The organism is Rhizobium sp. YTU87027, assembly GCF_050644135.1.
Classification (GTDB): Bacteria; Pseudomonadota; Alphaproteobacteria; order Rhizobiales; family Rhizobiaceae; genus Rhizobium.
The window spans coordinates 1,003,106-1,024,385 of the sequence record NZ_CP098441.1; the positions used below are offsets into that span (position 1 = coordinate 1,003,106).

Annotated in this window: 21 protein-coding genes; 5 read left to right on the top strand and 16 right to left on the bottom strand. The window is 59.2% G+C overall.

Annotated elements, in window-relative coordinates:
* Positions 1-28: 28 nt before the first annotated feature.
* The 6 genes from NBG89_RS23600 to NBG89_RS23625 all read right to left on the bottom strand — a co-directional run bounded on the left by NBG89_RS23600 (position 29) and on the right by NBG89_RS23625 (position 5,684).
* Complete coding sequence (locus NBG89_RS23600; RefSeq protein ID WP_431324492.1) at positions 29-1,036, bottom strand: ABC transporter ATP-binding protein; 1,008 nt, start codon at positions 1,034-1,036, stop codon at positions 29-31.
* Complete coding sequence (locus tag NBG89_RS23605; RefSeq protein ID WP_431324493.1) at positions 1,029-2,126, bottom strand: ABC transporter ATP-binding protein; 1,098 nt, start codon at positions 2,124-2,126, stop codon at positions 1,029-1,031. The genes NBG89_RS23600 and NBG89_RS23605 overlap by 8 nt, the downstream gene beginning before the upstream one ends.
* 3 nt (positions 2,127-2,129) lie before the next feature.
* On the bottom strand, positions 2,130-2,342 hold the full coding sequence (locus NBG89_RS23610) for a hypothetical protein (protein ID WP_431324494.1): 213 nt from the start codon (positions 2,340-2,342) through the stop codon (positions 2,130-2,132).
* Positions 2,339-3,292, bottom strand: coding sequence for a carbohydrate ABC transporter permease (locus NBG89_RS23615; protein WP_431324495.1), 954 nt, complete (start codon positions 3,290-3,292; stop codon positions 2,339-2,341). The genes NBG89_RS23610 and NBG89_RS23615 overlap by 4 nt, the downstream gene beginning before the upstream one ends.
* Positions 3,289-4,257, bottom strand: a complete 969-nt coding sequence (locus tag NBG89_RS23620) for a carbohydrate ABC transporter permease (protein WP_431324496.1) — start codon at positions 4,255-4,257, stop codon at positions 3,289-3,291. The genes NBG89_RS23615 and NBG89_RS23620 overlap by 4 nt, the downstream gene beginning before the upstream one ends.
* Positions 4,258-4,358: 101 nt before the next feature.
* Complete coding sequence (locus NBG89_RS23625; RefSeq protein ID WP_431324497.1) at positions 4,359-5,684, bottom strand: ABC transporter substrate-binding protein; 1,326 nt, start codon at positions 5,682-5,684, stop codon at positions 4,359-4,361.
* A 550-nt stretch (positions 5,685-6,234) separates the two neighbouring features.
* Here NBG89_RS23625 and NBG89_RS23630 point away from each other — a divergent pair.
* Complete coding sequence (locus tag NBG89_RS23630) at positions 6,235-6,624, top strand: RidA family protein (RefSeq protein WP_431324498.1); 390 nt, start codon at positions 6,235-6,237, stop codon at positions 6,622-6,624.
* An 18-nt stretch (positions 6,625-6,642) separates the two neighbouring features.
* On the opposite strand, the gene NBG89_RS23635 is transcribed toward NBG89_RS23630, so the two are convergent.
* The 6 genes from NBG89_RS23635 to NBG89_RS23660 form a co-directional block, all read right to left on the bottom strand.
* Positions 6,643-7,224, bottom strand: a complete 582-nt coding sequence (locus NBG89_RS23635; RefSeq protein ID WP_431324499.1) for an NAD(P)H-dependent oxidoreductase — start codon at positions 7,222-7,224, stop codon at positions 6,643-6,645.
* A complete protein-coding gene (locus tag NBG89_RS23640; protein WP_431324500.1) occupies positions 7,221-8,630 on the bottom strand; it encodes an FAD-binding oxidoreductase in 1,410 nt (469 codons plus the stop codon). Before NBG89_RS23640 ends, NBG89_RS23635 begins: the two co-directional genes overlap by 4 nt.
* Position 8,631: 1 nt before the next feature.
* Positions 8,632-9,945 (bottom strand): cytosine deaminase, encoded by a 1,314-nt coding sequence (locus NBG89_RS23645; RefSeq protein WP_431324501.1) that lies wholly within the window; start codon positions 9,943-9,945, stop codon positions 8,632-8,634.
* Positions 9,945-10,790: an ABC transporter permease gene (locus tag NBG89_RS23650; RefSeq protein ID WP_431324502.1), complete on the bottom strand. Its 846-nt coding sequence runs from the start codon at positions 10,788-10,790 to the stop codon at positions 9,945-9,947. The genes NBG89_RS23645 and NBG89_RS23650 overlap by 1 nt, the downstream gene beginning before the upstream one ends.
* Complete coding sequence (locus NBG89_RS23655; protein ID WP_431324503.1) at positions 10,787-11,614, bottom strand: ABC transporter ATP-binding protein; 828 nt, start codon at positions 11,612-11,614, stop codon at positions 10,787-10,789. Before NBG89_RS23655 ends, NBG89_RS23650 begins: the two co-directional genes overlap by 4 nt.
* A gap of 64 nt (positions 11,615-11,678) precedes the next feature.
* Positions 11,679-12,695, bottom strand: a complete 1,017-nt coding sequence (locus tag NBG89_RS23660; RefSeq protein WP_431324504.1) for an ABC transporter substrate-binding protein — start codon at positions 12,693-12,695, stop codon at positions 11,679-11,681.
* Between the two features lie 185 nt (positions 12,696-12,880).
* Between NBG89_RS23660 and NBG89_RS23665 the strand changes: the two genes are divergently transcribed.
* Positions 12,881-13,831, top strand: coding sequence for a LysR family transcriptional regulator (locus NBG89_RS23665; RefSeq protein ID WP_431324505.1), 951 nt, complete (start codon positions 12,881-12,883; stop codon positions 13,829-13,831).
* 3 nt (positions 13,832-13,834) lie between these two features.
* Here the strand turns inward: NBG89_RS23665 and NBG89_RS23670 are convergent, their stop codons facing one another.
* Positions 13,835-14,632: a creatininase family protein gene (locus NBG89_RS23670; protein ID WP_431324506.1), complete on the bottom strand. Its 798-nt coding sequence runs from the start codon at positions 14,630-14,632 to the stop codon at positions 13,835-13,837.
* A 408-nt stretch (positions 14,633-15,040) separates the two neighbouring features.
* Here NBG89_RS23670 and NBG89_RS23675 point away from each other — a divergent pair, with 408 nt between their 5' ends.
* The 3 genes from NBG89_RS23675 to NBG89_RS23685 all read left to right on the top strand — a co-directional run bounded on the left by NBG89_RS23675 (position 15,041) and on the right by NBG89_RS23685 (position 19,134).
* The gene (locus tag NBG89_RS23675; RefSeq protein ID WP_431324507.1) at positions 15,041-16,021 is read left to right on the top strand and encodes an alpha/beta fold hydrolase; all 981 of its coding nucleotides are present in this window, start codon (positions 15,041-15,043) and stop codon (positions 16,019-16,021) included.
* A gap of 83 nt (positions 16,022-16,104) precedes the next feature.
* Positions 16,105-16,779, top strand: a complete 675-nt coding sequence (locus NBG89_RS23680; protein WP_431324508.1) for a YoaK family protein — start codon at positions 16,105-16,107, stop codon at positions 16,777-16,779.
* Between the two features lie 237 nt (positions 16,780-17,016).
* Positions 17,017-19,134, top strand: coding sequence for a carboxy terminal-processing peptidase (locus tag NBG89_RS23685; RefSeq protein WP_431324509.1), 2,118 nt, complete (start codon positions 17,017-17,019; stop codon positions 19,132-19,134).
* Positions 19,135-19,203: 69 nt separating this feature from the next.
* Here the strand turns inward: NBG89_RS23685 and NBG89_RS23690 are convergent, their stop codons facing one another.
* From NBG89_RS23690 to NBG89_RS23700, 3 genes are read right to left on the bottom strand one after another with little or no spacing between them, the layout of a single operon-like run.
* Entirely contained in the window at positions 19,204-19,929 is a 726-nt protein-coding gene (locus NBG89_RS23690; RefSeq protein ID WP_431324510.1) for an amino acid ABC transporter ATP-binding protein, read from the bottom strand.
* Positions 19,907-20,566, bottom strand: coding sequence for an amino acid ABC transporter permease (locus tag NBG89_RS23695; RefSeq protein WP_431324511.1), 660 nt, complete (start codon positions 20,564-20,566; stop codon positions 19,907-19,909). Before NBG89_RS23695 ends, NBG89_RS23690 begins: the two co-directional genes overlap by 23 nt.
* The gene (locus NBG89_RS23700) at positions 20,563-21,234 is read right to left on the bottom strand and encodes an amino acid ABC transporter permease (RefSeq protein ID WP_431324512.1); all 672 of its coding nucleotides are present in this window, start codon (positions 21,232-21,234) and stop codon (positions 20,563-20,565) included. Before NBG89_RS23700 ends, NBG89_RS23695 begins: the two co-directional genes overlap by 4 nt.
* Positions 21,235-21,280 lie beyond the last annotated feature (46 nt).

The window sequence follows — 21,280 nt, forward strand, 5'->3', positions numbered from 1 at the left end:
TGCCAGTGATTTTGTTTCGTTCGGTTGTCTATAAAAGGCGCTGGCCTCTGGCGTCGAAGTAGAGCGGATCGTGTAACCGCAAGCTTATTCGATCACCCGACCGGATTGCGAGATATGGATCGGCAAGTGTGACGAGCTTGTGGTCGCGCACCTTGATGTGAAGGTGATTCTGGTCCCCCAGATGTTCGATCCAGTCGATTTTCGCGTCGGCGTTCTGATCGACGATAATATCGAGATGCTCGGTTCGCGCACCGATCGTCTTCGTTCCCGGCGGCGGATTGGCACCAGGAAGAAGATCGGGGGGCAACAGGTTGATGTGCGGCTGGCCAAGGCGTGCTGCGACATGGAGACTGGCCGGATTGGCGTAGATCTCGCGCGGCGTTCCGACCTGCAACAGCCGTCCTTCGGCGACAATACCGATCCGATCGGCCATCGTCATCGCTTCGACCTGGTCGTGGGTTACGTAGAGCAGCGTCGAGCCGAGTTCCTTCTGGATGCGTTTCAGTTCCAGGCGCAGTTCCGCCCGCAGCTTCGCATCGAGCGACGACAGCGGTTCGTCCATCAGATAGATGGCGGGCCGGCGTACCAGCGCCCTGCCGATCGCAACGCGCTGCATTTCACCGCCAGACAGTCGTGTCGAACGGTTCTCCAGCTTGTGGTCGATCCTGACCATGCGTGCAATGTCGCGGACGCGGCGGTCGATCTCTTCGTTACTGAGCTTGCGCACCGGCGCTCGCAACGGAAAGGCGAGGTTGTCGTAGACGGTCATGTGCGGATAGAGCGAATATTGCTGGAAGACGAAGGCGACATCCCGTTCAGCCGGTGCTTCGCCGGCGACGCTTCGCCCGCCTATTTCGATGCGACCGCCGTCGGGGCGCTCCAGGCCGGCAATGAGGCGCAGCGTCGTTGTCTTGCCGGCACCCGTTGGTCCAAGCAGCACGACGAACTCGCCGTCGCGGATGGACAGGTTGAGATCAGAAAGAGCCTGCGTATCGCCGAAGCGCTTGCTGAGGCCTTTGAGAGCGATGTCAGCCATGACGCTCCTCCGAATAGAGTGCCGAGGCAATGGCGCGGCCCGACTGGCAATCGAACAGCGCGAGCTCGGCCGGATTGAACTCAAGACCGACGGTCTCTCCGATGCGGAAGTTGCGGTTCGCCGGAACGCGCGCCTTGATGACACCGCTCGAGGTCTCGACTGCCACCACTTGATTGGTTCCGAGGTATTCGCTGCCGTAAACGGCGCCACGCAAAGGGGAGCTGTCACTGAAACGGATATGCTCGGGCCTGACACCGAGCGCCAGCTCGGTTTCAGCCAGATCCTGGTGCACCTCGGGAATGCTGACATCAACGCCATGCAGCAAGACGGATCGTGCGCCGCTTTGAAGGCCTGATGTGAAGCGCATGAAGTTCATGGGTGGTGAACCGATGAAATCCGCGACATACATGGTGGCAGGCTTGCTGTAGATTTCCTGGGGCGTGCCGAATTGCTCGATGACACCATGGTTCATCACCGCGATCTTGTCGGCCATCGCCATCGCCTCGTGCTGATCATGTGTCACATACACCGTCGTTGCACGGATGCGGTTGTGCAACTCGCGAAGTTCATGAACCATGACCTCGCGAAATTCGGCGTCGAGCGTCCCGAGCGGTTCGTCCATCAGGAAGCATTTTGGACGGCGCACGATGGCGCGCCCGAGCGCCACACGCTGGCGGTCGCCGCCTGCAAGTCCGGAAACGGATCGCTCAAGGATATGGTCGATCTGCAACAGCCGCGCGGTTTCCTCCACACGCTTTCGGATTTCAGGCTTCGACATGCCTTGCGAGAGCAGCGGGAAGCCGATGTTCTTGCGTACGTTCATATGCGGATAGAGCGCAAAAAGCTGGAAGACGAAAGCGATGTCGCGGGCGCTGGCGCGGTTGAAGGTGACGTCTTCGCCGTCGAGGTAAATCTGGCCGCTGGTCGGCAGCTCGAGCCCGGCGATCATGCGAAGCGTCGTCGTCTTGCCACAGCCCGACGGGCCAAGCAGTGCCAGGAACTCGCCGTCATGAATGGCGAAGCTCGAATCCTCAACCGCGACGAAGCCGCCGAATTGCTTGCGGAGATTTTCTATTCTGATGTCTGCCATGGCTCACTCCGGAAACTTCGAGACGATGATGAACATCGCCGTGCCGGCAAGCAGCGTTGCCAGCGAGTAGGTGTAGAGGATCAGCAGGAATGGCTGGAAAAGCATCAAGAAGCCGATGGCGATCAGCGTCGTTGCGATGTTTTCCATCGGGCCGCGGCGCAGGAAGAACGGGCGCTTGCGGCGCGATGATCGCGATGTTTCGATGAGATGCGTCATTTGCGGACAGCTCCGAAGGTAATGCCACGCAAGAGCTGCTTGCGCAGGAGAATGGTGAAGACGAGGATCGGGATCAGGAAGATCGTCGTTCCTGCCGCGACAGCCGGCCAGTCCTGACCGCCTTCGCCGATGATGGTCGGAATGAACGGCGGCGCCGTCTGGGCTTCGCCCGAGGTCAGCAATGCCGCGAAGGCATATTCATTCCAGGCAAAGATCAGGCAAAAGATCGCAGTGGCGGCAATGCCTGTCGTTGCCTGTGGCAGGACAACCTTCCAGAATGCCTGCAGCCTGGTATAGCCGTCGATCATCGCCGCCTCTTCATATTCGCGCGGGATCTCGTCGATGAAGCCCTTGAGCAGCCACACGGCAAGCGAGACGTTTACCGCGGTGTAAAGCAGGATCATGCCCAGCGCCGTGTCGGAAAGGCCAAGCTCGCGATACATCAGATAGATCGGGATCGCGACGGCGATTGGCGGCATCATGCGTGTCGACAGGATGAAGAACAGCAGGTCGTCGGCAAGAGGGACCCTGAAGCGAGAGAACCCGTAGGCTGCCAACGTTCCCAATGAAACGGCCAGAAATGTCGAGCCGAACGCAATTACCAGCGAGTTGGCAAAGCGCGGCAGGAAGTTCGAGGGGCCGGCGATCACCATGTTTCGCTTGCGGGTCACCTCATCGCAGGTGCCCGTCGGGGCAGGCAGTGAGGCGATGTATTCCGGGGTCTGGCGCGTTCTTGTCGTTAAGAGATTGCAATAGCCTTCCAGCGTTGGCGTAAAGACGATCTTCGGTGGGTAGCTGATGGAATCTGGCGGCGACTTGATGCTGGTCAGGAATATCCACACGAGCGGGATCATGGTGATCAGGGCGTAGGCGATCACGATCGCGCCGGCGATGCGCTTGCTGGCGGGGCTCGGCTCGACGACCGAATGGGCTGTGGTGACGGAGCTCATCGTTGCTTCACCTTGTTGAGCGCTTTGACGTAAATGTTCGCGAGACCGAACACGGCAACGAAGAGGACGATGGCGAAAGCCGACGCCCGTCCGGTTGCCCAGCTCTCGAAGGCGGTCCGCTTCAAGGTGATGGAGGCGACCTCGGTGGTCGAGCCTGGACCGCCACCCGTCAGAAGCGTGACCATGTCGAACATCTTGAAGTTTTCGATGCCGCGAAACAGCACTGCGAGCATGATGAAGGGAAGGGCCATCGGCACGGTGATCGACCAGAATTGCCGCCACGCGGAGGCGCGATCCACCTCGGCGGCTTCATAGATGTAGTCGGGAATCGAACGCAGACCGGCGAGGCAGATCAGCATCACGTAGGGCGTCCACATCCAGGTATCGACGATGATAATGGCCCATGGTGCCAGCGAGACGCTGCCGAGCATCTGGATATCAGCTGTCGGAATGCCGGTCACAAGCGAAACGGCATAGGCGAAAAGCCCGATCTGCGGCTCGTAGAGAAAGCGCCAGAAATTGCCAACGACAGCAGGAGACAGCATCATCGGTATCAGGATCAGCGTCGTCCAGAAGGCGTGGCCGCGAAACTTGCGGTCGATCAGGTAAGCGAGCGTAAAGCCGATGACGGTCTGCAGCAGGATCGTCCAGAAAACAAAATGCGCTGTCGTCTGCATCGCCTGCCAGATGTCGGGGTCGGTCAGGACGCGGTCGTAGTTGCTCAATCCCACATTCACAACCGGTGCATTTGGGCGGTTCGCACGATAGTTCGTGAACGAGAGATAGATTGCCCAGATGAGCGGGAAGATGTTGATGGCGAGAAGCAGGATGATGGTGGGGGCGATAAACACCCAGGCGATCGCTCGGTCGGATAGGCCGCGGACACGGCGGGCGAGCGATACCGGTGTTGCCCTTGCGGTCGCGTCTGCTGCCTTCTCGACCATGGAAGAAGAGGAAATGTTCAAGGTGTCACCTGGTCTTTCAGTATGTGAGACACGTGGCGGCCCGGCAGTCTTGGCGATCCGGGCCGCCATTCTGGCAAGAAGGTTGTGCGTCCAGCCGGACACTAGATCTTGCCGTCGTCCCTGAAGACTTCGGTCCAGTCCTTCACGAGGCCGTCAAGCGCCTCCTGAGCGGTGCCGTTGCCGGCGACGACGTAGTTATGAACGCGCTTCTGCATGTCCTGCAGCAGGGTTGCGTAGCTGGGCTCTGCCCAGAAGTCCTTGACGATCGCCATGGAATCCAGGAATGCCTGTGCATAGGGCTGGCTGGAGGCAAAGTCCGGAGCGTTGACGACCGCCTTCAGGCACGAATAGCCGCCAAGTTGCCACCACTTGGCCTGCACCTCGGGCTGGGCGAACCACTTGATGTATTGTAGCGCGGCGTCCTTCTTGTCGGAATAGGAGACGACCGAGATGCCCTGTCCGCCAAGCTGAGCGAAGTGCTTCTTTTCAGCCGGATTGGGGAAGAAGCCGATCTTGTCGCCGCCAACCTTCTCGTCCTTGTAGAGGCCGGGCCAGGTGAAGGCGAAGTTCATCTGCATCGCCACCTGGCCGGACTTGAAGGCATCCGCGGACTCGACCATGTAGACGTTGGAGCTGCCGGGCGGCGTGCAGCAATCATAGAGCGCCTTGTAGAATTCCAATCCCTTGACCGCATCAGGCGAATTGACGAAGCCTTCCATCTCGTAGGGCTTGTCGGGGTTGTCGTACTGGAAGCCCCAATCGTACAGCACGTTCGTTACACCCATCGTGATGCCTTCGGAGCCGCGCTCCGTATAGATCGAGGCGCCGTAGACGGTCTTGCCGTCGATTTCTCGCTTCTGGAAGAACTCGGCGATCTGTTTCAGCTCGTCGTAAGTCTTCGGCGCGGCGAGAGCCCGGCCGTATTTTTCCTTGAATTCCTTTTGCAGTTCAGGCCGCTCGAACCAGTCCTTGCGATAGGTCCAGCCGACCACATCGCCCATGGCAGGCAACGCCCAATAGTTCGGCGTATTCTTCGGCCATTCGGAGTAACCCACCACCGTCGCCGGCACGAAGTCATCCATCTTGATGCCTTCCTTGTCGAAGAAGTCGTTGAGCTTGACATAGTGGCCGTTTTCCGCCGAGCCGCCGATCCACTGGCTGTCACCGATGATCAGGTCGCAAAGCTTTCCGTGGGAGTTCAGTTCGTTGAGGAAGCGGTCTGCATAGCTCGTCCACGGCACGAACTCGAACTTCATTTCGGTGCCGGTCTTGGCCGTGAAGTCTTTCGAGAGTTCGACAAGCGCGTTTGCTGGATCCCAAGCCGCCCAGCAAAGTGTCAGTTGGTCGGCTTTTGCGAGATTGGGCAGCGCTGACGACATGATGAATGCCGAGGCCAGCCCGAGAAGGGCTTTCGATTTCGTTTGCATACGTTCCTCCCAGAACCAAAGGCCGGCTCCCCGCCGACCGTGCAAAGTTCACCAATTTCAGAGAATGCCTACATGAACTCCTCAATCTTCATGTTTAGCAATATGTTTAGTGATAGACGTTTTTATAAACATTGCAAGTGACAATCGTTGCTGCACTGCACATGCGGAAGGATCCCAGCCTTCTGCTGCGGCGCGAAGAGCCTGACTGCTCCTATTGAAGATCAAGGACCCAGCGTCATGGGCGCTTGGCAAATTCAGAACTGAAGGGCCGTCGTTGCAAATCTCACGGCCAGGCGAGCCGGGGCCGGTGACGAGCACGACGGCGATTTGCTCGCGCGCAATTCAGGTTGCCAGGACGTCTTGCCCGATCTTATAACGAACGTGACGGGTATCATGATGCGATCACGCGGGAAGGTATGGTGACACCGGCCAGCCCGCGTATTCCCGCGCTACAATCGTTGGTGATGCCTGCTTCGCTGTGGCATCGTCCAAGAAGACTGATCGCCATCATCTTCCAGAATTACACCCTGTTGTTTCGCACGGATGTTTTATGAAGAACGCATTTAATCCGCCCTCTGTCCGCAAGCCCTTCGGGAACTACAATCATGGCCTCCTGGTGCCCAAAGGCGCGTCGCTTCTCGTCACATCCGGTCAACTCGGGATCGGCATTGATGACACGATCCCAAACGATGCGGCAGCTCAGGCCGAACTTTGTTTCAAGGCGATCGATGCGATCCTCGAAGAGGCAGGCATGACCTTCGCGGATGTCATCCGCATCTCAGGCTTTGTCACAAAGAGGGAGGATTTCCCGGCCTACATGGCAGTGCGCGATCGCTATACGCTCGATCCCAAACCCGTTTCGACGCTTATCATCGTCGGCGGGTTTACCCGGCCGGAGTTTCTGGTCGAAGTCGAGGTAACGGCGGCCAAGGTCGCTTGATTTGGGGAGCTTACGGTCTCAGAACTGCTCCATGGTCGCCTTCACTTTACCGAGAAAGGCGGCCCGCGTCTGAGCGGTGCAGTTGTTCATGTCGTAATGCGCCAGAAAGGTCACCGGTCTCACGGGATTGATCTGCGCACGCAACACGCGCTTGACGATCTTCTTTGGAGGATTGCCGGCAACAAAAGCCCGGAAAGGTGTTGCACCATAGGTCAGCACCGCACCAAGCTTGCGGATATGGCGCAGTCGAGATTCCACCTTGCCGTTGACGAGTTCGAAGGAAACGCCGGGGAGCCAGACGCGATCGAAATAGCCCTTCAGGATCGCGGGGAAGCCGAAGTTCCACACCGGTGTGACGATCACCAGTCCCTCCGCCAGCTTCAGCCGATCGACGTGGTCCTTCACCAGCTCCGTATTCTGGGGGTAGTCGTGGTAAACCATTCTATCGCGCCGGGAGAGCACGGGGTCGAAATTCTCCGCATAGAGATCGCAGTCATCGACCTCGTGTCCCGCCGCCTTCAAGCTTTCCAGCGTCTGGCGGTAAAGCGCATTGCCGTAACTTGATTCGACCGGATGCGAGTGAAGGACCAGAACTCTCACGTGGCCTCCATCACGGCGGCAAGCCCGGGGAAAAGGTAGTTTTCGCCGGACGAGAAGTCGAAGTTCGGATTCTCCCAGGCGATCATCTTGCCGGGATTAAGAAGCCCCTGCGGGTCGGTCTCGTGCTTGAAGGCCAGTTGCACCTTGTCCGTCTGCTTCATGCCGCCTTCTTCCAGCGTGTAGCGATGCGGGTTGAAGATCGGGCATCCGTGCTCCTGGTGGATCTTTATGATTTCCTCCAGACGCTCCTCGCTCGTGTAGCGCACCAATGGCAGTCCGGAGCACTGGATCTGGCCGTCGAACTTGATGAATTCGAGATGGCCGGGCACCTCGTCGCCGAAGATTTCCACCATCTTGGCAACCTTCGCCACATGGTCCGGGCCCGGGTACTGAACCTGCAGGTAGGTGAAAGTGGGATCGACCTTGAGCGCCCGCAGCGTCGTATGGTTCCACGCAAGCTCGTAGGCGTGCGGAATGCCCTTCATGCTCTCGACCTTGTCGGAGCGGAAAATGATCTCGCCCTTCTGAGCCGCAGTGAAGGCGCGGAAGGCATCCATCGAGTGCGGTGCGATCATCAGCACGACGACAGACTGCCCCTGGCGAATATAGGGTTTGTGCCGGGTGAAGTATTCGTGCGGGATGGGCGCGGCGATCGGTGCGATTTCCTTGACCAGAATGCCGTTGCACTTTGCCAGCGCGTCCGAGTAGCGCACAGCCGCCATGAAGTCATCGTAGCCGACCAGCACGTCGACCCAGTCGTAGGCCGGGGCGAGCGGCATCTCGATCTCGGTGATGATGCCGTTGGTCCCATAGGCGTGGCTCACTTTCTGCAGATCCCAGCCGGTGAGATCGAGCACCCGCGGCTCCGCCTCCATGGTGACGACGCGCAGTCGGATGATGTTGCCGATATCGCGAAGCCCGCCCCAGGTGATCGAGCCCACGCCGCCGGAACCGCCAGCAATGAAGCCGCCGATCGTCGCTGTTTGCGCTGTCGACGGATGGAAGCGCAGTTCCTGGCCCGAATGAGCCTTGGTCTGCTTGTCGAGCTGGGCGATGACGATGCCGGGCTCGCAGATCACGCGACCGGGGTGAATTTCCTTGATCTTGTCCATTGCGGCGAGATTGAGAACGATGCCGCCGGAGAGTGGCATGGCCTGGCCGTAATTGCCTGTGCCGGCGCCTCGTGGCGTCACGGGAACGCCATGCGCGAAGGCCACTTTGAGGGTCTGGATGACCTCTGCCTCGTTCTTCGGCGTCACGACCAGATCGGCGGTGACACCATCGAGTTGCGCTTTCAGGATCGGGGAGTACCAATAGAAGTCGCGGCTTTTCTGACGGACGAGCGCCGGATTGTCCTCGATGGCGATGCCTTCGAGTTCTCTTTTGATCTTGTAATAATCCGGCATGTCAGGCTCCAACGACGCTATCGAGTTCACGGTAGTCAGGCAGGCTGCGGTCGATGACCTTGCCGCGGCGAAGCACGACGCGGTCAGACTGCGGGCGGGACAGAAATTCGCTCCACCGACGCGCGCTGAAGAGCACGAGATCGGCGGGCCGATCGGCGGCGATACGACCCATGTCGGGGCGCCCGGCGATGTCGGCGGGTGAGGTGGTGACGACGCGTGCGGCCGTGTCCAACGGATGATCGAGATGAAGAATGCGCACCGCTTCACGAAACACCTCGACCGCATCGAGATCGCCATAGGCGTAGAAGGGATCGCGCGTATTGTCGGATGCGACCGCCGTTGCGACGCCGGCTGCCGCCAGCTCCTTGAACAGGGTCACGCCGCGCCAACGCGGCGTACGGTTCGGATGGCGATCCTGCAGGTAAGCATTGCACATCGGCAGCGAAATGATTGAGATGCCGGCTTTGGCAACGAGCTCCACGGTGCGCTCGGCAATGCCGTCGTCCTGTCTTGCCAGCGAGCAGCAGTGGCCCGCCGTCACCTTGCCGGCAAAGCGGTTGCGAAGAACGGCCTCGGCAATCGCCTTCAAGGTCTCCGCGCCGGGATCATCCGTTTCGTCGACATGAAGATCGACGTCGAGACCGTTCTCTGCCGCCGCCTGAAAAAGTGTGTCGAGCTGCCAAGCAAGGTTCGGGCCCATCTTGGTGACACCGCCGATCAGTCCTGCCGCATCGCGGATGACTGCGACGAGATCGGCGAAATAGGCCTCGTCCACCATATCGTCCATCGGGAAGAGGGCGACGGCCTGGAGTGCGATCTTGTCCTTCCAGGCTTCCCGCATCTCGGCAAAGACCTCGAAGGAAATCCGATGCTGAGGGGCAGCAGAGTCCAGATGTGTGCGGATCAGGCTTGTTCCGTGCGCGTAGGCGGACCGAAGCGCGAACTCCATTCTTTTACGCACGTCGTCGGCCGACCAATGCGCCTCGCGGTCGGCGCCGACGGCCTGCAGCGCGCCCATGAACGTTCCGTCCGGATTGCTGCTGCGTCCCCAGATATGCCCCTTGTCGAGATGCGTGTGCACGTCGGCGAAGCAAGGCCAGACCATACCCTCGCGAAGATCGGATTTCGCCAGTTCCGGGGGGGCGCTGCCTGCCCGCAGGATTGCGGCGACGAGACCGTTTTCGATAACGATATCGGCCCGCACGAGGCCCTCTGTAGTCGGCGCGTTGAAGCCTTCGACGGCAATCGCAGGCAGCGTCGCATTGCTCAGCACGAAGCGACCGGCGTTCGGAGGCGACATGAAGGAGTATGTCATCAGTTTTCCCGCTTGAGGCTGCTCTCATGCCAGCGATGCAGGCCGAGCCAGGAGATGAAGGAAGTGATCGCAAAGATCGCCACGCCGAGCAGCGAGAGCATCAACAGCGCGGCGAAGAGGCGAGGGATGTTCATGCGGTACTGTGCTTCCAGGAGCCGGAAGGCGAGGCCGGAGCCGGCGCCCGCCGAACCGGCAGCAAACTCGGCAACAACGGCGGCAATCAGAGCAAGCCCCCCGCCGATGCGCAGGCCCGTCATGAAATAGGGCTGCGCTGCCGGGAGCTTCAGATAGAGCAGCGTCTGCCAGCGTGAGGCACCATAGAGTTCGAACAGGTTGATCAGATTGTGATCAACACTTTTCAGGCCCTGCACCATGTTGGAGAGGATCGGGAAGAAGGCGACGAGAAAGGCGCAGATCAGCAGTGCGACCTGCGTCGACGGCGCGTAGATCAGGATCAGCGGCGAGATCGCGACAATGGGGGTGACCTGCAGGATCACGGCCAGCGGATAGAAGGCGATCTCAATCCATCGCGATTGCACGAGAAAGATGGCAAAGCCAACGCCACCGACAAGAGCGAGGAGCAGCGACATGATTGTGATCTTGGTCGTCACCCAGAGCGCGGGCGCGAGCGTTCCCCAATCGCTGACGAAGGCGCTCGCCACGGCGCCGGGGCCAGGCAGGATGTACGGCGCGACACCGGAAAGCTTGACGTAGAGGTCCCAGACAATGACGAGGATCGCAAGGGTAGCAAACGGCACCGCAATCCGCAGCGCAAGGTCGCGCCGCTTTGCCTTCATCGGATTGGGTGGCGACGCGATCGGCGCATCGGCAACATCGGTGCTCATGCGTTCTCCTTAGCGGCGTTGATGGCGCCGATCAGCGAGCGCGAGACCGTCTCGCAGGCCTGCCGATACTCTTCGGAGCTTCGGTAATAGGCGTCTCGCTCGAGGCTGGTAACCAGCGGCAGGTCGGCATGGACACGCCCCGGACGGGCTTTCATGACGACGATGCGGTTGGAGAGATAGGCGGACTCGAAGACCGAGTGCGTGACGAAGATCACCGTGATGCCGGTCTCTTTCCAGAGCCGCAGGACATCGTCATTGAGTTTCTGGCGGGTGATTTCGTCGAGCGCTGCAAACGGCTCGTCCATCAGGAGCAGCTTCGGCTTTGTGACCAGTGCGCGCGCGATGGATACGCGCATCTTCATGCCGCCTGAGAGTTCGCGCGGATAGGCTGCTGCGAAGTCCTGCAGACCGACGGTCGCCAGCGACTTCACGATCTCCTCGCGTGCCGCGGCCTTCGACATGCCGCGAAGCTTCAGCGGAAGGTGAACGTTGTCAAAGACGTTCTTCCACGGCATCAGCGTCGGCTCCTGGAAGACGAAGCTGATGTCGCCTTCCGGCAAGCCGCGCGCATTGATGCGCGAACTTGGCCAATCGATGGTCCCGGAGGAGACATCGCCGAGGCCGGCAATGATGCGCAGCGCCGTCGATTTTCCGCACCCCGACGGTCCAAGAAGGCTGATGAATTCGCCGCTTTCCACCGTCAGCGACATACCCGACAGGGCGATCGTTCCGCTGGAGAAGACCTTCGAGACCGATTGCATGGAAACAAGCGGTCTCCTGCGCGCGTCCTTGCTGGCCGGGATCCGGGCTGAGGCTAGAGGCATCGCCTGTCTCTTTTCATGAGGGGAGCGGTCTTGCCGCCTCTGGCGGCAAGACCCATGTGGCGGCTTACTTCTTCAGACCCATGCCGACGCCCTTGCAGACGTATTTGGTGGTGTATGCCTTGGTGTAATCCGTGTCGGCCTTGAGCACCTTGATGCCGACCATCTCGGCGAAGAACGTCTTGTAGTGCGCGTCGGTGATGCAACCGATCCCCTTGTCGAGGGCGTCACCGGATTCGACGATGCCGTACTCCTTCATCTTGGCGATGGAATAAGCGATCTGACCATCCGTCATCTCCGGATTGTCCTTCTTGATCAGCTCGTTTGCCTTGGTGTTGTCGCCGTAGAGATAGTGGTACCAGCCCTCGATGGAGGCATCGACAAAGCGCTGCACGACATCCGATTTGGTGTCGATCACGGACTGGGTCGTGGTGATCATCGTCGAGTAAGGGGAATAGCCGTTGTCAGCGAGCAGGAACACCTTCGGCTCCCAGCCGGTTTGCTTCTGGATCTCGTAGGGTTCGGAAGTGAGATAGCCCTGCTGTGCGGATTCCTTGTCGGCAAGGAACGGACCGGGGTTGAAATTGTAGGGCTTGTATTGCTCGTCCTTGAAACCCTGGTAGTTCGCTTTCATCCACTCGAAGTACGTCAGGTAACCGTCCTTGCCGAGGAACAGGGTCTTCAGCTTGGCAAGATCCTCGAACTTTTCGATACCGGCGTCCGGGTGAGCGATCAGAACCTGCGGATCCTTCTGGAAGATGGCTGCGACGTCGACAAGCGGAATGCCCTGCTCGACGGCCGCCAGTTCGCCCTGCGGGCCACCCATGTAGAAGTCGATCTTGCCGGAGATCAGCAAGGCGCTGTTTGCCGCGTTCGGGCCGCCTTGTACGATCGTCACGTCGAGGCCGTGCTTGGCATAGGTGCCGTCGGCGACGGCCTGATAGAAGCCGCCGTGTTCTGCCTGTGCCAGCCAGTTGGTGCCGTAGCTGACTTTGTCCAGCGCGTATCCGGGAGCTGCGACCGCAGCGGCGAACCCAACTCCCAAGGCTGCGATGAGTGCCATGGTATTCAATGTTTTTGACATGGTCGGCGTTCCCCTTTTTTAGGCCGTTCGAGCACTCTTCGGCGTCCGATTTTCTTCATTTGAGCGATTGCGTTGCTGTTTGAAAAGCATCAAAATTCGTGCGCAACGATGCCTTTTTGGCATCTCTTGGCAGGCCTGTGCCTAATTTGTGCGTGGCGCTTAAAATTGATGCAACGAGGGGTCTCATGCTGCATTCCAGGAAGCTTCTCTATATCGACGAGATCGCCCGCACGGGCTCCATCCGCAAGGCCGCCGCGCGCTTGAACGTCGCGTCATCGGCCATCAACCGGCAGATCCTGGCGCTTGAGGAGGAGATCGGTGCGCCGCTCTTCGAACGATTGCCGCGCGGGCTGCGGCTGACGGCGGCGGGCGAACTATGCATCGAACATATTCGAGAGGTTCTGAAGAACTACGATCGGCTGGAGGGGCGGATCAGAAGCTTGAAGATGCAGCAAGCCGGAAAGGTCCGCCTGGTCACGACGGTCGGCCTGGCGTCGGGGCCGCTTGCGGAGATCATCGCGCGATTCCAGTCGGAGCACCCACGCGTCTATTTCCAGATCAGGAACGATGCCGGCACGACCACGGTCAATCCCGTGCTTTCGGGCGATGTCGATATCGGCCTCGGCTTCAATATTCCGGCGACCCCCGGCATCCGCACGCTCGGCAACTTCGACATTCCGATCGGCGTCGTGCTGCCGCCCGGGCATCGCTTGATCGGGCCGGGTCCGATCAGCCTTGGCGACATCGTCCAGGAGAGGCTGGTGCTCGCGCAGTCGGGTACGAGCCTTCGTGATGTCATCAACCTTGCGCTTGCGCGGCTTGACGTTTCCGTCGAGCCGGTTCTGGAGAGCAATGCGTCGGAGATGCTGAAGAAACTCGTCAAATGCGGAGCGGGATTGACCCTGCTCAATCCGCTTGACGTGATCACCGAATGCCGCGCCGGCGAACTTGTCTTCCGGCCGATCGCCGAGCCGCACGGTCGGCACCAGCCGATGAAACTCTTTGCCCGCGCCCGCGCCCCACTTGACGCGGCGACCAGCCTGTTCGTCGAATATCTGCTGGCCGAGCTTGCCGGTCTCGTTCAGGAGCTGCGGTCCAAGGGACAAATTGCTCCCGACAGGCCGTCGGCGGCCTGAGGTCTAGCGGGAATAGAGGTTTGTGAGGGGATAGCGCTTCAGATCGCGGAGAAGTTCGACAAAGCCCTGCACCTGATGGCGGCAGATCGCTTCTCCCTTCTCGGCGGTACCAATTGATGCGTCGCCCACGACACCATTGGGATTGAGGTCGTGCGCGATCCAGGCGAGCGAGTGCGGCGGGAGCGGCTGGATGAACTTCGACTGCTCGCGCATCCACTCGGCCCTGGACGCGAAGTTCTCTGCCTTGTCCATGCGGACGAGATCTGGCCTGAAGTGCAGCATCAAGGACGTTTCGACCTCTCCGCCGTGGATGCCATATCGCGATTCATGGTCGCCGATCATACCATCAGGATGTCCAAAACGGCCCCATTGCGTGGAGACGACCGCCATCTGGTGGCGTACGCGCAACTCGCGCGCAACAATGCTCATGATGTCGACATTTCCGCCGTGCGAATTGACGATCACCATCTTGCGGATCCCGGCTTCGGCAACCTTGGCGCCGATTGCCGTCCAGACCGGGATCAGCAGTTCGGCAGGCAGCGAAAGCGTGCCCGGTCCGTAGATATGCTCGTTTGCCTTGCCGACCTCCTGAGTTGGCAGCACCAAAATACCGAGGTCATCAGGCCGCTGCCGATAAAGCTCTGCGAGCATGCCGTTGGCGATCGCGACGTCGGTCGCGATTGGTAGATGAGGCCCGTGTTGTTCGGTCGAGGCGATCGGCAGAATGGCGATGGTGGTGTCGGCCGACAGCCCGGCGAAATCATGGGTGTTGAGCTCGTTCCAATAAAATGGTGTCGCCATTGCCGTGCGTTCCCTTCGTTGAGGTTTTCTCAGGGACTAGGGAATTATCCGACATACGGAAAGCATCAATTTGCGTTCGCACCGCTGCCTTTTTGCGACATGGCGAAACGCTCGGGTTGACGACGGTGGCATGTCTGGGGCAGGTCGCAGCCTGCGTTAACTGCGCCTTGGGCGATGAAGAAAGTGAGGAGGTCGGTCGTGGTCTAGCCAAAGCAAATGGCAGGTCAATCGACCCCCTTGGATGTCGCACGCACCGCGGTCCTCTGGTTCCGAACCGGCTATTGCAAAATTCGCAATTAAATCGAAACTATTCGTGCAATTGTTGGTGGCAATCTTTCCAGTCAATATCACTCCATCAGACGAACACAGCGCTGCTTCGGACAAGCAGCAAAGATCGCAGGAGCAGAAATGACCAATCATTCTTTTTCCCTTACTCGCCGCGGCGCACTGCTTGCTGGAGCCGCCACTGCTGCTTCCATAGCATTTCCCGCCCCGTTCAACTCCGCCGCCACTGCGGCATCCACCTCCACTCCAATCGAAGGAAACAAGACCATGGGCTTTATCACCACCAAAGACGGCACCGAAATCTTCTACAAGGACTGGGGTTCGAAGGACGCGCAGCCGATCATGTTCCATCATGGCTGGCCACTGTCGTCGGATGACTGGGACGCGCAGATGCTGTTCTTCCTTTCCAAGGGCTACCGCGTTGTTGCCCATGATCGCCGCGGCCATGGCCGTTCCGCACAGGTCTCCCACGGCCATGACATGGATCACTATGCCTCGGACGCCTTCGCGGTCGTCGAGGCCCTCGACCTCAAGAACGTCATCCATATCGGGCACTCGACTGGTGGCGGCGAGGTCGCCCGCTATGTCGCCAAGCATGGCCAGCCGGCCGGTCGCGTCGCCAAGGCGGTTCTGGTCGCTGCGGTTCCCCCGCTGATGCTGAAGACTAAAGCCAATCCGGACGGACTGCCGATAGAGGTCTTCGATGGCTTCCGCGCAGCTCTCGCCGCAAACCGCGCCCAATTCTTCCGTGATATTCCGGCCGGTCCGTTCTATGGTTTCAACCGCGACGGCGCCAAGGTGCAGGAAGGCGTCATCCAGAATTGGTGGCGGCAGGGCATGATGGGTGGCGCCAAGGCGCATTACGACGGCATCAAGGCCTTTTCCGAAACGGACCAGACCGAAGACCTCAAGGCGATCTCCGTCCCGACATTCGTCCTGCACGGCGAGGACGACCAGATCGTGCCGATCGCCGACTCCGCTCTTAAATCTGCGAAGCTTCTGAAGAACGGCACGCTCAAGACCTATCCCGGCTTTTCGCATGGCATGCTGACGGTCAATGCGGATGTCTTGAATGGCGACCTTCTCGCCTTCGTAGAGGCGTAAACCCCCGACCAATGGCCTGCCGCCGATCGATGCACGGCAGGCCATTCCCATTGGCAAGACCTTGAAATTGATCGGATAGACATATGAAGTTCCCATCTCTCCCGCTTTTATTGAGTTTCAACGGCGGTTACGTCGACACCCTCGGCTTTCTCGCCTTGTCAGGGCTGTTTACCGCGCATGTGACCGGCAACTTCGTAACCTTCGGCGCGACGGTTGCGCTCGGCACGGCAGGCGCGCTTCCGAAACTCCTGGCGCTTCCGGTCTTTTGTGTGGTCGTTTTCCTCTCCCGCCTGGCGGGCCTGTGCCTGCAAAGGCGGAACCTGCCGGTGGTCAGGCCTCTTCTCTTCGTCAAATTCCTGTTGTTGGCTGGGGTTGCCGTCTATGCGCTCTACCATGGTCGGTTTACCGCCAGCGAGAGCCTCGTGATGCTGTTCGTCGGTATGACGCTCGTATCGGCGATGGCGATTCAGAACGCCGTCCACAGGGCGCACTTTCCAAAGGCGCCGCCCTCGACACTGATGACCGGGACGACGACGCAGATCATGCTTGATCTGGCTGATCTCCTTGCAGGTGTGAAGGGCCAACAGACCGAGGCAGCGTCTGCGCGCATCAAACGAATGATCGTCGCAGTCATCGCCTTCGCCCTCGGCTGTGGGCTAGGGGCACTCGCCTTCATTGTGGCGCCTGCCGCAGCCTTCGTCGTGCCCGCAGTCGTTGCTGCGGCGGGACTATTCTTGAACCCGGCATCCGAGGGCTAAAGGATCACCTGGCCGGGCTTCGTGCCATTTGTCACCTGCCGAGGAAGTAGCTAACTTTGTCGATGAAAGCTCGGCTGCCGGGATGGCAACTTCTTTGGGTGCTCCCTGTCCATCGTTTGAACGGATTTTTTGGCCGTACGAATTGGCCCGTGTGATCGACACGGTTGCCAAAAAGCCATAATTGCTTCACCTAGATCGCACATCGACACTCGGCATTAAGAATTGGATCAACGCTGAATGCGCATACCATACGTTCTCCTTGGTGCATTTCTTGCAATCGTACAGTCCGCCCATGCTGAAGTCGCATCACCGCCTGTTTTGGCGCCGCTAAAGCAACAGGCGCAAGCGGCTCAATTGAGCGCACAATTTCTCACGCGTTTCAGCTACAAGCCGGTTCCACTCGACGACGCCTTGTCGGCGAGGGTCATGGACCGGTTCATCAAATCACTCGATCCGGACCGCGTGCTCTTTTTGCAAGCGGACATCGACAAGTTCATGTCTGACCGCAGCGAGATCGACGATGCCATCAAACGGGAGGACTTGAAGATCCCGTTTGCGATTTTCAACGTGTATGAAAAGCGTGTTGTCGACCGGATGAACTACGCGCGCAATTTGCTGAAGCAGGGCTTCGATTTCGGTACGCAGGAAACGTATTCCTTGCTGCGCGATAAGGAGCCCTGGCCGCAGTCGGAAGTCGAGAGCAATGAGCTTTGGCGCAAGCGCGTCAAAGCCGACTGGTTGCGGTTGAAACTCAGTGGCAAAACCGACGCGGCTATTCGCGAAACGCTCGACAAACGCTATACAAACGCTCTCGAGCGCGTTTACAAGTATAAAAGTGACGACATTTTCCAGTCGTTCATGGATGCCTATACAACGTCGATTGATCCGCACACGGACTATTTCGGCGCGACCGCTTCGGCCGACTTCAATATCTCGATGAAGCTTTCGCTCTTTGGCATCGGAGCGGTCCTGCAGGAACGCGACGACTATACGACGATCCGTGAGCTCGTGCCTGGCGGGCCGGCGCAGTTGTCCGGAAAGCTCGCGGTCGGAGACCGCATTGCCGGCGTCGGGCAGGGCAAGGAGGGGGCGATCAAAGAAGTGGTGGGTACGCGCCTTGATGAAGTCGTGCAATTGATACGAGGAAAAAAAGGCTCCGTCGTGCGCTTGGAGATCCTGCCAGCCGATGCCGGTGCAGATGGCGCCCATCGTGTTATCAGCCTCGTGCGCGATAAAATCAGCCTGGAAAAACAGGCTGCCAGCAAGGCAGTGCTGCCCGTGAAAGTGGGCGATGCGACACGTAAAGTCGGTGTGATTACTCTCCCGGCATTTTATGAGGATTTCGAAGCCCGGCACAAAGGAGACAAGGACTACAGAAGCGCAAGCCGCGATGTCGCCAGGCTTCTCGGAGAACTGAAACAAGAAAATGTCGACAGCGTTCTCATTGACCTGCGCAACAATGGCGGCGGTTCATTGGATGAGGCGATTGACTTGACCGGCCTGTTCATCGGCCATGGCCCGGTCGTTCAGCAACGTGGCAGCGACGGCAAGGTGACCGTAAGGAGCGCTGATTTTCCAGCGCCTGTGTGGACTGGTCCCGTTGGCGTCCTGATCAATCGCGGGTCGGCGTCGGCCTCAGAGATTTTTGCCGCGGCAATCCAGGATTACGGTCGAGGCGTGATTGTCGGCGAACCCAGTTTCGGCAAGGGTACTGTTCAAACGGTCGTCAATCTTGATGAGATGGTTCGCAACAGCAAGCCCGAATTCGGTGAACTGAAAGTGACGATTGCCCAGTTTTTCCGGATCAACGGCGGTACGACGCAGCTGCGCGGCGTGACCCCTGATATCAGCTTGCCTGGACTTTCGGATCCGACAAGCTTCGGCGAGACCAGTTATGACAACGCCCTGCCGTGGGCGCAGATTAAGCCCGCGACCTATGCGCCCGCCGACACTGTAACGACGTTGCTCCCGACACTGCAAAGCCGCCACGATGCGCGGGTTGAGAGCGATCCTGACTTCCAACGCCTGTTAAAGGACATTGCTGACCTGAAGGCGCAACGCGAGAAAGGGGTTGTCTCGCTCAATGAAGCCGAGCGTCGCAAAGAAGCGGCAGCTCGAGAAAATCAGCTCAAGTCGCGAGCGCAATCAGGCGATGGCGAAGATACCGGTGAAGATGATGGTCTGCAGGCAAACGAACGCAGTCTGAGTGCTGATATTGCCATTGAGAATGCCCGCAAGAAGGCAAAGGACGTTTTGCAGGGCGAGGCCGCAGCCATTCTTGCCGACGAGGCGAATTTACAGGACGGCGTGCCGAAGACCGCTGCAAAACCAGCAGGAAACACGGAAGGAAAATAGTCATACCGACCGGCCCGTGCAAAGCCTCAACGCGATTTTGCACCAGTGCCTTAAACCGATGCCGACGCCTCAATGGAGACCAATGAACTGTTTCAGCTCCGGCGTCTTCGGTGCAGTGAAGACCTCTTCTGGCGGCCCGACCTCGTGGACACGGCCCTGGTGCATGAAGACCACGCGCGAGCAGACGTCGCGGGCAAACTTCATTTCGTGGGTCACCATCATCAGGGTCATGCCCTCCGCGGCCAGTTCGCGCACCACCGCCAGCACTTCGGCGACGAGCTCAGGATCCAGTGCCGAGGTGATTTCGTCACAAAGAAGTGCGATCGGCTGCATGGCTAGCGCTCGCGCGATCGCCACCCGCTGCTGCTGCCCGCCGGAGAGTTCGTCCGGATAGGCATCGAATTTGTGACCGAGACCGACACGCTCCAGCATCTTGCGCGCGATTGCTTCGGCTTGCGCCTTGGGCGTCTTCTTTACGACCATCTGCGACAGCATCACATTGCCGCCGGCGGAGAGATGCGGAAAAAGGTTGAACTGCTGGAAGATCATCCCGACCTTCAGCCTGAGCGCCTTGAGATGCAGGTCGTTCGGCAGCAGCTGCGCACCGGCAACCGCGATCGAGCCGCTATCGATTGTTTCCAGGCCGTTGATGCAGCGCAGAAGCGTCGATTTTCCCGATCCGCTCTTGCCGATGATGGCGATCACCTCGCCGGGCTGCACGTCGATGTTGATGCCCTTCAGCACTTCGTTGATGCCGAAGCTCTTGCGGACTTCAGTGATTTCGATGAGCGACATTAAGCTTCCTTTCGAGGATCTGGCTGCTTTTCGACAGGGGCCAGCAAAGGGCGAAATAGATCAGGGCGACGAAACCATAGACGGTGAAGGGTTGGAACGTGGCATTGGTCACCATCGTGCCAGCTTTGGACAGTTCGACGAATCCGATGATCGAGGTCAGCGCCGTGCCCTTCACGACCTGCACCGAAAAGCCGACCGTTGGAGGAACGGCGATCTTCACTGCTTGCGGCAGGATCACGTAGCGCATCTGCTGCAGGTAGCCCATGGCAAGGCTCGAGGAAGCCTCCCACTGTCCCTTGGCAATGGCCTCCACGCAGCCGCGCCATATTTCCGCGAGAAAGGCCGCCGTCCAGAGGACCAGCGCAACACCGGCTGCAAGCCATGCTGGCACGTCGATGCCGATCAGGCCCAACCCGAAAAAGGCCAGGAACAATTGCATCAAAAGCGGTGTGCCCTGGAACAGCTCGACATAATATTTGGAGAAGACCCTGAGCGCCTTCGTCTTGCTGATGCGCAGAAACAGCAGGAGCATGCCTATAAGCCCACCACCGAGGAAAGAAGTGATCGACAACAGGATCGTCCACCGGGTTGCCAGCAGCAGGGCACGCAAAATGTCAAAGGTCGTGAATTCGGTCATCGTTGCACCTTCCTCGGGAAGATCATTCTTCCGGCGAGAAGCATTGCCTGCCGCAACATGATGGCCAAAGCCAAATAGATCAGCGTGGAGAGGAAGTATGCCTCGAAGGCTCGGAAGGTGCGTGACTGGATGAAGTTCGCCGCGAAGGTCAGATCCTCCGCCGCAATCTGCGACACCACAGCCGAACCGAGCATGACGATGATCACCTGGGACGACAAGGCCGGCCAGATACGTTGCAGCGATGGCACCAGCACGACATAGCGAAAGCTTTCCAAGCGCGACATCGCCAGGCTGGCACTCGCTTCGAACTGACCCTTCGGCGTCGCCTGAATGCCGGCCCGGATGATTTCGCAGCTATAGGCCCCCAGATTGATGATCATGGCGAGATTGGCCGCCTGCAACTCGCTCATCTTCAACCCAAGCGAAGGCAGGCCAAAGAAGATGAAGAACAATTGGATGAGGAAGGGGGTGTTCCGGATCAGCTCGACGTAGAGGCCGACCCCGGGCCTTGCCCACACCGGCCCGAGCGCACGCGCCCAGGCACACACAATTCCAAGCGCGATGCCACAAAACCCGCCAACGGCCGTTAGCTCGAGGGTGATGAAAATGCCCTTCACCATTATCGAATAGTATTCGGCAAGCCAGGAAAAATCGAAAACATAAGTCATGGACGCGTAACCTCGAGTTGAAATCACGGCAGGATGCCCGGACCGG

Bases quoted from the DNA above. Each gene is read 5' to 3' on its own strand.
- NBG89_RS23600 (WP_431324492.1), bottom strand. From the start codon at position 1,036: ATGGCTGACATCGCTCTCAAAGGCCTCAGCAAGCGCTTCGGCGATACG.
- NBG89_RS23605 (WP_431324493.1), bottom strand. From the start codon at position 2,126: ATGGCAGACATCAGAATAGAAAATCTCCGCAAGCAATTCGGCGGCTTC.
- NBG89_RS23610 (WP_431324494.1), bottom strand. From the start codon at position 2,342: ATGACGCATCTCATCGAAACATCGCGATCATCGCGCCGCAAGCGCCCG.
- NBG89_RS23615 (WP_431324495.1), bottom strand. From the start codon at position 3,292: ATGAGCTCCGTCACCACAGCCCATTCGGTCGTCGAGCCGAGCCCCGCC.
- NBG89_RS23625 (WP_431324497.1), bottom strand. From the start codon at position 5,684: ATGCAAACGAAATCGAAAGCCCTTCTCGGGCTGGCCTCGGCATTCATC.
- NBG89_RS23630 (WP_431324498.1), top strand. From the start codon at position 6,235: ATGAAGAACGCATTTAATCCGCCCTCTGTCCGCAAGCCCTTCGGGAAC.
- NBG89_RS23640 (WP_431324500.1), bottom strand. From the start codon at position 8,630: ATGCCGGATTATTACAAGATCAAAAGAGAACTCGAAGGCATCGCCATC.
- NBG89_RS23645 (WP_431324501.1), bottom strand. From the start codon at position 9,945: ATGACATACTCCTTCATGTCGCCTCCGAACGCCGGTCGCTTCGTGCTG.
- NBG89_RS23650 (WP_431324502.1), bottom strand. From the start codon at position 10,790: ATGAGCACCGATGTTGCCGATGCGCCGATCGCGTCGCCACCCAATCCG.
- NBG89_RS23655 (WP_431324503.1), bottom strand. From the start codon at position 11,614: ATGCCTCTAGCCTCAGCCCGGATCCCGGCCAGCAAGGACGCGCGCAGG.
- NBG89_RS23660 (WP_431324504.1), bottom strand. From the start codon at position 12,695: ATGTCAAAAACATTGAATACCATGGCACTCATCGCAGCCTTGGGAGTT.
- NBG89_RS23665 (WP_431324505.1), top strand. From the start codon at position 12,881: ATGCTGCATTCCAGGAAGCTTCTCTATATCGACGAGATCGCCCGCACG.
- NBG89_RS23670 (WP_431324506.1), bottom strand. From the start codon at position 14,632: ATGGCGACACCATTTTATTGGAACGAGCTCAACACCCATGATTTCGCC.
- NBG89_RS23675 (WP_431324507.1), top strand. From the start codon at position 15,041: ATGACCAATCATTCTTTTTCCCTTACTCGCCGCGGCGCACTGCTTGCT.
- NBG89_RS23680 (WP_431324508.1), top strand. From the start codon at position 16,105: ATGAAGTTCCCATCTCTCCCGCTTTTATTGAGTTTCAACGGCGGTTAC.
- NBG89_RS23685 (WP_431324509.1), top strand. From the start codon at position 17,017: ATGCGCATACCATACGTTCTCCTTGGTGCATTTCTTGCAATCGTACAG.
- NBG89_RS23690 (WP_431324510.1), bottom strand. From the start codon at position 19,929: ATGTCGCTCATCGAAATCACTGAAGTCCGCAAGAGCTTCGGCATCAAC.
- NBG89_RS23695 (WP_431324511.1), bottom strand. From the start codon at position 20,566: ATGACCGAATTCACGACCTTTGACATTTTGCGTGCCCTGCTGCTGGCA.
- NBG89_RS23700 (WP_431324512.1), bottom strand. From the start codon at position 21,234: ATGACTTATGTTTTCGATTTTTCCTGGCTTGCCGAATACTATTCGATA.